This is a genomic window from Hyunsoonleella sp. 2307UL5-6 (assembly GCF_047345485.1).
Classification (GTDB): domain Bacteria; phylum Bacteroidota; class Bacteroidia; order Flavobacteriales; family Flavobacteriaceae; genus Jejuia.
This window is the reverse complement of sequence record NZ_JBLFEN010000010.1, coordinates 71,932-80,905: the sequence shown is the minus strand read 5'-3', so window position 1 is coordinate 80,905 and position 8,974 is coordinate 71,932. Positions and strand designations below refer to the sequence as shown.

6 protein-coding genes are annotated in these 8,974 nt (G+C 34.8%); 3 read left to right on the top strand and 3 right to left on the bottom strand.

The features are described from left to right. Positions 1–245 precede the first annotated feature (245 nt). The 3 genes from ACKGJY_RS15040 to ACKGJY_RS15030 all read right to left on the bottom strand — a co-directional run bounded on the left by ACKGJY_RS15040 (position 246) and on the right by ACKGJY_RS15030 (position 6,266). Positions 246–1,235, bottom strand: a complete 990-nt coding sequence (locus ACKGJY_RS15040; RefSeq protein ID WP_413974722.1) for a hypothetical protein — start codon at positions 1,233–1,235, stop codon at positions 246–248. Positions 1,236–1,263: 28 nt separating this feature from the next. Then, on the bottom strand, positions 1,264–5,649 hold the full coding sequence (dnaE, locus tag ACKGJY_RS15035; RefSeq protein ID WP_413974721.1) for a DNA polymerase III subunit alpha: 4,386 nt from the start codon (positions 5,647–5,649) through the stop codon (positions 1,264–1,266). Positions 5,650–5,816: 167 nt separating this feature from the next. Continuing rightward, entirely contained in the window at positions 5,817–6,266 is a 450-nt protein-coding gene (locus tag ACKGJY_RS15030; protein ID WP_413974727.1) for a ferritin-like domain-containing protein, read from the bottom strand. Positions 6,267–6,467: 201 nt separating this feature from the next. On the opposite strand from ACKGJY_RS15030, the gene ACKGJY_RS15025 reads away from it, so the two are divergent. The 3 genes from ACKGJY_RS15025 to rimM all read left to right on the top strand — a co-directional run bounded on the left by ACKGJY_RS15025 (position 6,468) and on the right by rimM (position 8,936). Then, complete coding sequence (locus ACKGJY_RS15025) at positions 6,468–7,526, top strand: lactonase family protein (RefSeq protein ID WP_413974720.1); 1,059 nt, start codon at positions 6,468–6,470, stop codon at positions 7,524–7,526. Between the two features lie 214 nt (positions 7,527–7,740). After that, on the top strand, positions 7,741–8,250 hold the full coding sequence (locus tag ACKGJY_RS15020) for a 30S ribosomal protein S16 (RefSeq protein ID WP_413974719.1): 510 nt from the start codon (positions 7,741–7,743) through the stop codon (positions 8,248–8,250). A 155-nt stretch (positions 8,251–8,405) separates the two neighbouring features. Next, positions 8,406–8,936 carry a ribosome maturation factor RimM gene (gene rimM, locus ACKGJY_RS15015; RefSeq protein WP_413974718.1) on the top strand — a complete coding sequence of 177 codons (531 nt, stop codon included), beginning with the start codon at positions 8,406–8,408 and terminating at the stop codon, positions 8,934–8,936. Positions 8,937–8,974: the final 38 nt, after the last annotated feature.

The following is an 8,974-nucleotide window of genomic DNA, read 5'->3' as shown; positions in this document are numbered from 1 at the left end:
TAACCTTAAAAAGTACTTAAAGTTTATAAGAAAAACAGTAAAAAGTGATGCAAGAACAGTACGTCACTTTGTTTTAAACACAAAAGTTATAATGAGACTTAAAATGAGACTTTTTACAACTATCAATTTTTACTAAGAATTGACTGTCTCTCAACTCAAAAGCCCCTTAAAAAGGTGCTTTTGAGTTGAGATTTACGTTTTTTTGAGCTTTGCGCAACGATTACCATTGTTGCCACACGTATTTATTATCGAAAATATCCTAAATTTTTCAGTTCAAAATACCTTTTCTCTATTTCTGATATAGCTTTTTCGCTTAATAATTCTGTAGTCGAATTTCCGTAAATTTTATATGAACCATTATTTCCACACGTTTTTACTTTTTGATTACTATCTCTTAAAGCATAAATTCTGTTCCAATCACTTTTACTTAAAAGTTCCATTTCGAGCTGTTCTGTATATTCCTTATTATTAGCAATTCTATTATCTAATGATTCAATCTGCCAGTCCAATATTTTTTTAGATTTTAAGCTATCACGTTCACTAGTCAATTTAGCAAGTTCGCTTTTTTGGTTTTCTATATACTTTTTATTTTGTAGGTCATCATAAATCAAAGCGTCTGTAACGTATAATTGAACTTGAATATTAGGGTAATCAACTATTTGTTCTAATAAGTCTCTCCGTCCATGTCTGATTAACGGAATGGTAGCTTGTCTTCTTTCAGTTGCCATTCCTGCAGATGAGTATTCACAAATCCAACCATATTCGTCTCTAGTACCTACACCTATTAATTTGTAGTAAGCTTTTAATAGTTCCTTTGGTTCAGCTACAGTTAACTTTAACGAGTCCTTTAAGTTTGGCAAATATGTATGAGCATATTCTAACCAAGCATTTTTATCAAAATAATTCGTGTTAGTTTCCTTAGATATGCTTGATATATGACTGCGATATTCCAATACTTTACCGTTAAAACTTGTCAATTTAAAATAAGAGACATGACCTTGTTGTACATACTTGTACTCGGTAAGTAAACTGTCTTTTTGTTCGTAAGCATAATGTCCTTCATTTAAGTCACTAAATGTCCTCAGATTTTCCCAGTCTAATGATTTTAGCAAGTCAGATGTAGCAATTGGTTTTTCTCCATTCTTTTCTGATGGGAACTTTCCAAAATCGACAATCTGAGCACTCAACATTAAATTGAAAACTAAAGTTGAAATGACAAAACTGATTTTTTTCATATGTGTTTCAACTTCAAAATAACAAAAATTAATTCAACTTAAACCTAACATCCTGAGCCGCTAAAGCACTCAATAATTCCTGAGACACCTTAACTTTCTGTCGTCTGCTAGACATACTTAATTTCATCTTTTCTTTCATATCATACACTAAAAAGTTCAACGCCTGATTTCCCGGATGCATGTGCAACAGTTCTTTCAAAGCAATAATTTTTTGTTCGGTTAAATCTTTAATATCAACTTGTATCGATAACTTTTTAGCATATTGTTCCATCACATCATGCAACAACTGAAAACTATTAAACTGTAATCTTGGGTCGCTCTTTTTTCCTGTTTCTTTATTTGTCCAGCCTTCACGCACAAAGCTTTTTACAAATACAAAATTGTTTTGCAATAAAAAGTGTCGGTATTTTAAATACTCTTCTCCAAAAATTCTAAACTCGTAGCTATCAGTATAGTCTTCAATAGTAAATAATGCCCAACCTTTACCTTGTTTACTCACACGGTGTTGTACATCGGTTACCACTCCACCAAATACTAATTCTCGATTCACATAAGGCTCTAAAGTATTAAACATGCCCACCGTGGCATTGCAAAAAGTTTTCATTTCGGTTTTAAAATCATCCAACGGATGCCCAGAGATATAAACGCCAACCACTTCGCGCTCTTTACTTAAGGTTTTCATGGTACCCCACTCTTCACAAGGTGGTACTTCGGGTTCAGAAAACTGCACACTACTCTGCTCACCAAACATATCTATTTGGGCAGAATTTTTATTCTCTTTATACTTTTGGGCAAACTTTATCGCTTTCTCTAAAAAGGTAATGCCATCGCCATCATCATGAAAATATTGCGCCCTGTGTATATCGCCAAAACCATCAAAACCACCCGCATAAGCTAAATTCTCAAAAGCTTTTTTATTAGCAGCTCTTAAGTCAATTCGCTTTGCGAAATCGAAAATAGAACTATAATGCCCGTCTTCTTTACGGTTATCCACAATCGTCATTACTGCACCATGGCCAACACCTTTTATCGCTCCCATACCAAAACGTACTGCACCATCTTTATTTACCGAAAACTTGTAGTAACTCTCATTAACATCTGGCCCCAAAACATCTAACTTCATTCGCTTACATTCTTCCATAAAAAAGGTAACCGACTTAATATCATTCATATTATTAGACAATACCGCTGCCATATATTCCGCAGGATAATGTGCTTTTAAATATGCCGTTTGGTAAGCAATCCACGCATAACATGTGGAGTGTGATTTGTTAAAGGCATAACTGGCAAAGGCTTCCCAGTCTTTCCAAACTTTTTCTAAAATTTTAGCATCATGTCCGTTTGCACTGGCTTGTTCAATGAATTTAGGCTTCATTTTATCAAGTACGGCAATCTGCTTTTTACCCATCGCTTTTCTAAGAACATCGGCTTCACCTTTGGTAAAATCTGCTAAACTCTGCGAGAGCAACATCACCTGCTCTTGATACACCGTAATACCGTAAGTTTCCTTTAGGTATTCTTCCATGGCTGGTAAATCGTATTCTATTTCCTCATCACCATGTTTTCTGCGAACAAAACTTGGAATATATTCCATCGGTCCAGGACGATACAAGGCATTCATGGCAATTAAATCTTCAAAAACTGTAGGTTTTAAATCACGGAGGTGCTTTTGCATCCCGGGAGATTCATACTGAAATACACCAACGGTTTCACCACGTTGGAACAACTCATACGTTTTTTCATCATCTAAAGGAAAACTCTCAGGATCAAGTTGAATATCATGCTTTGCTTTTACGATTTTAACAGTGTCCTTAATTAAGGTTAGCGTTTTTAATCCGAGAAAATCCATTTTCAACAATCCTGCATCTTCCACTACAGAGTTATCAAACTGGGTAACGTACAAATCGGAATCTTTCGCCACAGAAACTGGTACGAATTTGGTAATATCATCGGGCGTAATAATCACACCGCAGGCATGAATTCCTGTATTTCTGACCGAGCCTTCAAGCGTTCTTGCGAGATTTACCGTTTCAGCTTGCAAATCGCTACCATCGGCGATATTTAAAAGTTCGTTAACTTTCTCTAAATCTTCGGCTCTAAATTTCTTTCCAAGTGCCTTTTCATCTAAACCAAAAATCTTCCCTAATTTAGACATGGTGGGGATTAACTTTGCAATTCTATCGGCGTCAAACAATGGCAAATCCAATACACGCGCTGTATCACGAATAGACGATTTAGCTGCCATGGTGCCATAGGTAATAATTTGCGCTACTTGATTGGAGCCATATTTCTCAATCACATAATCCATGACCCGACCTCGACCTTCGTCATCAAAATCAATATCAATATCGGGCATACTAATCCGATCTGGATTTAAGAAACGCTCAAAAAGTAAATCGTACTTTAAGGGATCTATATTGGTAATCCAAAGACAATATGCGGCCACAGAACCTGCCGCAGAACCGCGCCCAGGCCCTACCGAAACATCCATATTTCTAGCTTCGCGAATAAAATCTTCAACAATTAAGAAATACCCTGGATAGCCCGTATTTTCAATAACGCTTAACTCAAAATCGAGTCGTTCTGTAACCTCTTCTAATAAGGGTTCGCTATAACGTTTTTTGGCCCCTTCATACACTAAATGCTTTAAATAGGCATTCTCTCCTCGTTTACCACCATCTGCTAAATCTTCTTCATGTTTAAATTCATCTGGAATATCAAAAGCTGGTAATAATACATCACGTGCCAATTGAAAAGCTTCCACTTTATCAACCACCTCTTGTACATTTTTGATGGCTTCTGGAACATCACGAAATAAGGCTTTCATATCTTCAGAAGACTTAAAATAGTACTCCTGATTTGGCAATCCGTAGCGATACCCACGACCGCGACCTATTGGTGTTGCTTGTTTTTCACCATCCTTCACACATAATAAAATATCATGTGCATTAGCATCTTCTTGTTTTCTGTAATAGGTATTATTGGAAGCAACTAACTTAACATCATGTGTTTTTGCGAGTTTTATCAAGGTTGGATTTACACGATCTTCATCTTCTTGATTGTGACGCATGAGCTCCACATACAAATCGTCTCCAAATTCTTCTTTCCACCAAATTAAGGCCTCCTCTGCTTGATTTTCACCAATATTTAGCACTTTACTTGGCACTTCACCATATAAATTTCCTGTAAGTACAATTAAATCTTCTTTATACTGCTGAATCAGTTTTTTATCAATTCTTGGCAAATAATAAAAGCCATCCACAAAAGCATGTGACGATAATTTTGCCAAATTATGATACCCGTTTTTATTTTTAGCTAGTAGTACAATTTGATACCCGTTATCTTTTCTGCTTTTATCCGTATGGTCTTCACACACAAAAAACTCACAGCCCACAATGGGTTTTATTGGTTTAGCATCAGTAGTTTCTCCGTTTGCTTCGGCTTCAGCTATTTTTTCTTTAATGCCTTTATTGGCTTTGTTTACAGCATTTACAAAATGAAATGCACCCATCATATTCGCATGATCGGTTAATGCCACAGCTGGCATATTGTGTTCTGCTGCTGCTGCAACAATATCTGAAACGCTCATGGTGGATTGTAATACCGAGAACTGAGAATGATTGTGTAAATGCACAAAATTAACATCGGCTAAATCGGACGCATTTTTCTGAATAGCTTCAGAAGAAATACTAGATTTTGCCTTTTCAATACGCTCGCGGATTTTAGCACTCTCTTTCTTAAGATTGATGTGCTTTAAACCAATAAGCTGAATGGTATCTGGATTCTCAGTTTTAAAACTCTCGAAATAATCAGGCTGAACATCTAGCTGCTCTTTGGTGTATTCACCTAAACGAATCAACTCCAAAAAACAACGTGTGGTTGCCTCTACATCGGCAGTAGCATTATGCGCTTCTGAAAAAGGTGCGTTAAATAAAAACTCATGTAACTCCGTTAATGTTGGTAATTTAAATTTCCCATAACGTCCTCCAGGAATCTGACACAAACCAGCTGTATGTTCGGTACATGTATCTAAAACAGGGAGGTCTTGTAATGGGTTTTCAACAACGCCACGAACAAACTCAGCACCCATGATGTTTAAATCGAACTTTACATTTTGCCCGACAACGAATTTAGTTTTTCCTAAAGCTTCATTAAATTTTTCTAAAACCTCAGCTAATGGTATACCATGTTCATCGGCTAACTCCGTAGAAATACCATGGATTTTTTCAGCATCATACGGAATATTAAAACCCTCTGGTTTTACCAAATAATCCTGACTTTCAATACAGTTTCCCATACCATCATGCAATTGCCATGCGATTTGGATACACCTTGGCCAGTTATCAGTATCTGTAATTGGTGCGTCCCATCGTTTTGGTAATCCAGTAGTTTCTGTATCAAAAATTAAGTACATTCCCTTGCTAACCTCCCTAATTGGAGGGATTTTTTATTTAATTGTTAGAAATTAATCAGCATATAAAAATAGGTAGAATTTATACTTTTTTAAAATGAAGTTATAAACAGTTGTAAACAAAAAACGCAACCCGAGGGGTTGCGTTTTCTTAACCGAAATTTAATATCTTATGATACTAACTCTTCATGTACTTTTTCTGTATTGATTGCCGATTGAATGGCATTTCTGTGTTTAAACAACATGGTATCAATACTTGGCGGTAACGTTTTGTCTTTTAAAATTTCATCATACTCTTCTAAACTTGCCTTTTCGCCTCTTATAGCTTCTTCCAAAATAGCTTCTTCATCATTTGATGAGAAAAGTGATTTTAGGCTCATCCAGTTTCTGTGTACCGTTCCCGAAAAGCTTCCAGAATCTTTTGGTTCTTCACCATATTGCAATATTTCTGTTCTTAATTCTTTTGCAAACTCACTTCGTTCTGTAGCTCTTCGCTTAAAAAATATTTTTAATGTGGAACTATCTACATTATCAGAGGCATTTAAATACCCTTTTTCAGCATCATAATTCTTAATTAATAATTCATTTAATTTGTTTGAAATTTCTTCGGTGTAATTCATATTATCATTTTCATTTTTAAATTTCAATAGGTTATTTAAAGATGCGTATTGTTTCACATCGTACACTCTTAATATAAGCTCAAACTCCTGTTTTGTCAAGCGTTTTAACAGGTTTTGTCATAGTTTTAAGAGGGATTAACACTATAAGCTATTATTTAAGATAATTTATCATAAATTTGATGTTTAATATTTAACATTAGCATGAAATCATTTATTTACATTATTGCATTTATATTCTCTTTTCACTGTTTTTCTCAAACTTCTCAGTTGTATGTTGGCACCTACACTAAAGGAGATAGTAAAGGTATATACCAACTAAATTTCAACACAAATACTGGTAAATTAAGTGATCTACAACTTGCCATAACCATTGATAATCCTTCATTTTTAACCTATTCGCCAAATAGAAAATACTTGTACTCTACTAATGGTAGTGAAGGTGGATTCATTTCTTCCTATAAGATACATGATGATGGTAGTTTAGTATTGTTAACTCGAGTGCAAAGTGAAGGCAAAGGACCTTGCCATATTTCGATAAGAGACGATGGTAAGGCAGTTTCTGTATCAAATTACGTTGGTGGTACTATTGCTATTTATCCAGTGAATGAAGATGGTAGTTTAGCCGAGGCATCTCAGGTTTTTAATCATAACATAAAAGAAAGGGAAGCTCATGCCCATTCTGCTGTATTTTTTAAAGATGAATTATTTGTGGCAGATTTAGGTAGAAACGCGGTATACCAATACATATTAGAAAACGATGCTTATAAACTAAAATCTGACGCGATTATTCAAACCAAGGGAAATCCTGGTCCACGGCATTTTAAACTCACCAAAGATGGCAAGTTTATTTACCTAATTAACGAATATAGTGCTACGATTACTACCATTAAAAGAACTAAAAAAGGCTTTAAACAAATTGATGAAGACAATACGTTAGAGCCTGGATTTACAGAATTCAATAAATGTGCAGATATTCACATATCTAAAGATGAGCGTTTTATATATGGTTCTAATCGTGGAGAAAATACTATTGCTGTTTTTAAACGTAATACCAAAAACGGAAAGCTTAACAAAATACAAAGCATGCCTGTTCATGGCGATTGGCCGCGTAACTTTACTATAGATCCAACAGGTAAATTTTTATTGGTTGCCAATATGAGGACTGAGAATATTGCCGTTTTTAGTATTGATAAAAATGCTGGCACACTTACTTACTTGCACGATTATAAAGTTCCTGAACCAGTTTGCCTTTTATTTTAAATTCGTTCTTAATAAAGCACTTGTTTTTAAAAAAATAAGGTATATTTGCGCCCTCAATAAAGAATTTGTTTTCATTTATTTAAAATAGTTCGAATGCTTTATTGAGATTCCCGATGTCTCGGGAATTACAATTACAACTGAAACCTTGAAGCAAAAACTTCAAGGAATTTTTCAATTAATAACAGAGGTCGGGAACCTCAAATAATTAATTATTATGCCAGTAAAAATTAGATTACAAAGACACGGTAAAAAGGGAAAACCTTTTTATTGGATCGTAGCAGCGGATTCACGCTCTAAAAGAGATGGTAGATACCTTGAAAAATTAGGTGCTTACAACCCAAACACTAACCCAGCAACTGTAGAATTAAATGTTGATGGTGCTGTAAAGTGGTTACAGAATGGTGCACAACCAACGGATACTGCTAAAACTTTATTATCTTACAAAGGTGCTATGTTAAAAAATCACCTTGCAGGTGGTGTTAGAAAAGGGGCGCTAACTGAAGAGCAAGCTGAAGAGAAATTTAAAGCTTGGTTAGAAGAAAAAGAAGCAAAAATACAAGCGAAAGCAGATGGATTATCTGATGCGGAAGCAAAAGCGAAAGCTGAAGCTTTAGCTGCTGAAAAAGCGGTTAATGAAGCAAGAATAGCTGCAGCTGCTCCTGTTGTTGAAGAAGCTGAGGAAGCGACTGAAGATGCTCCTGTTGCTTCAAACGAAGAAGAATAAAAAAATAATTTTTTATACTTTTAAACTCCGATAGCAATATCGGAGTTTTTTGTTTGAAATACTTTTGCACCTGCTGTATTTATTTCAACATCTTATAAATAGATTATGATAATGAGATCCTGAAATAAGTTCAGGATGACAAGAAAATATTTGTCATGAAAAAAGAAGATTGTTTTTATTTAGGTAAAATTGTAAAAAAATACAGTTTTAAAGGTGAAGTGTTAGCTAAGTTAGATACGGATCAACCTGAAATTTACGAAAACCTAGATGCTATATTTCTAGAATTAAGAAATAATCTCGTTCCTTTTTTTGTTGAAAGCTCTCAATTGCATAAATCTGAACTGCTACGTATAAAATTTGAAGATGTTGATGCTGAAGCTGATGCTGATGCCATAATGAAAAGCGGCTTGTATTTACCGCTAGATTTGTTACCAAAATTAGAAGGCGATAAATTTTACTTTCATGAAGTTATTGGATTCACGATTGAAGATGTGAATTTTGGAACAGTAGGTGAATTAAAATCCATAAACGACTCCACTGCGCAATCACTTTTTGAAATTGATAGAGATGGTATTGAAATTCTTATCCCGATGAATGACGAATTTATTGTAAAAGTAGACAGAGATAATAACACCATTCTAGTTGAAACCCCTGAAGGATTAATTGATTTATACTTAGAAGAATAATCGTGTCTAAAAAACAATTTAAATTTAAACAATTCTCT

Coding starts and splice junctions, on each gene's coding strand:
- ACKGJY_RS15040 (WP_413974722.1), bottom strand. CDS start 1,235: ATGAAAAAAATCAGTTTTGTCATTTCAACTTTAGTTTTCAATTTAATG.
- rimM (WP_413974718.1), top strand. CDS start 8,406: ATGAAAAAAGAAGATTGTTTTTATTTAGGTAAAATTGTAAAAAAATAC.
- ACKGJY_RS15025 (WP_413974720.1), top strand. CDS start 6,468: ATGAAATCATTTATTTACATTATTGCATTTATATTCTCTTTTCACTGT.
- ACKGJY_RS15030 (WP_413974727.1), bottom strand. CDS start 6,266: ATGAATTACACCGAAGAAATTTCAAACAAATTAAATGAATTATTAATT.
- ACKGJY_RS15020 (WP_413974719.1), top strand. CDS start 7,741: ATGCCAGTAAAAATTAGATTACAAAGACACGGTAAAAAGGGAAAACCT.
- dnaE (WP_413974721.1), bottom strand. CDS start 5,649: ATGTACTTAATTTTTGATACAGAAACTACTGGATTACCAAAACGATGG.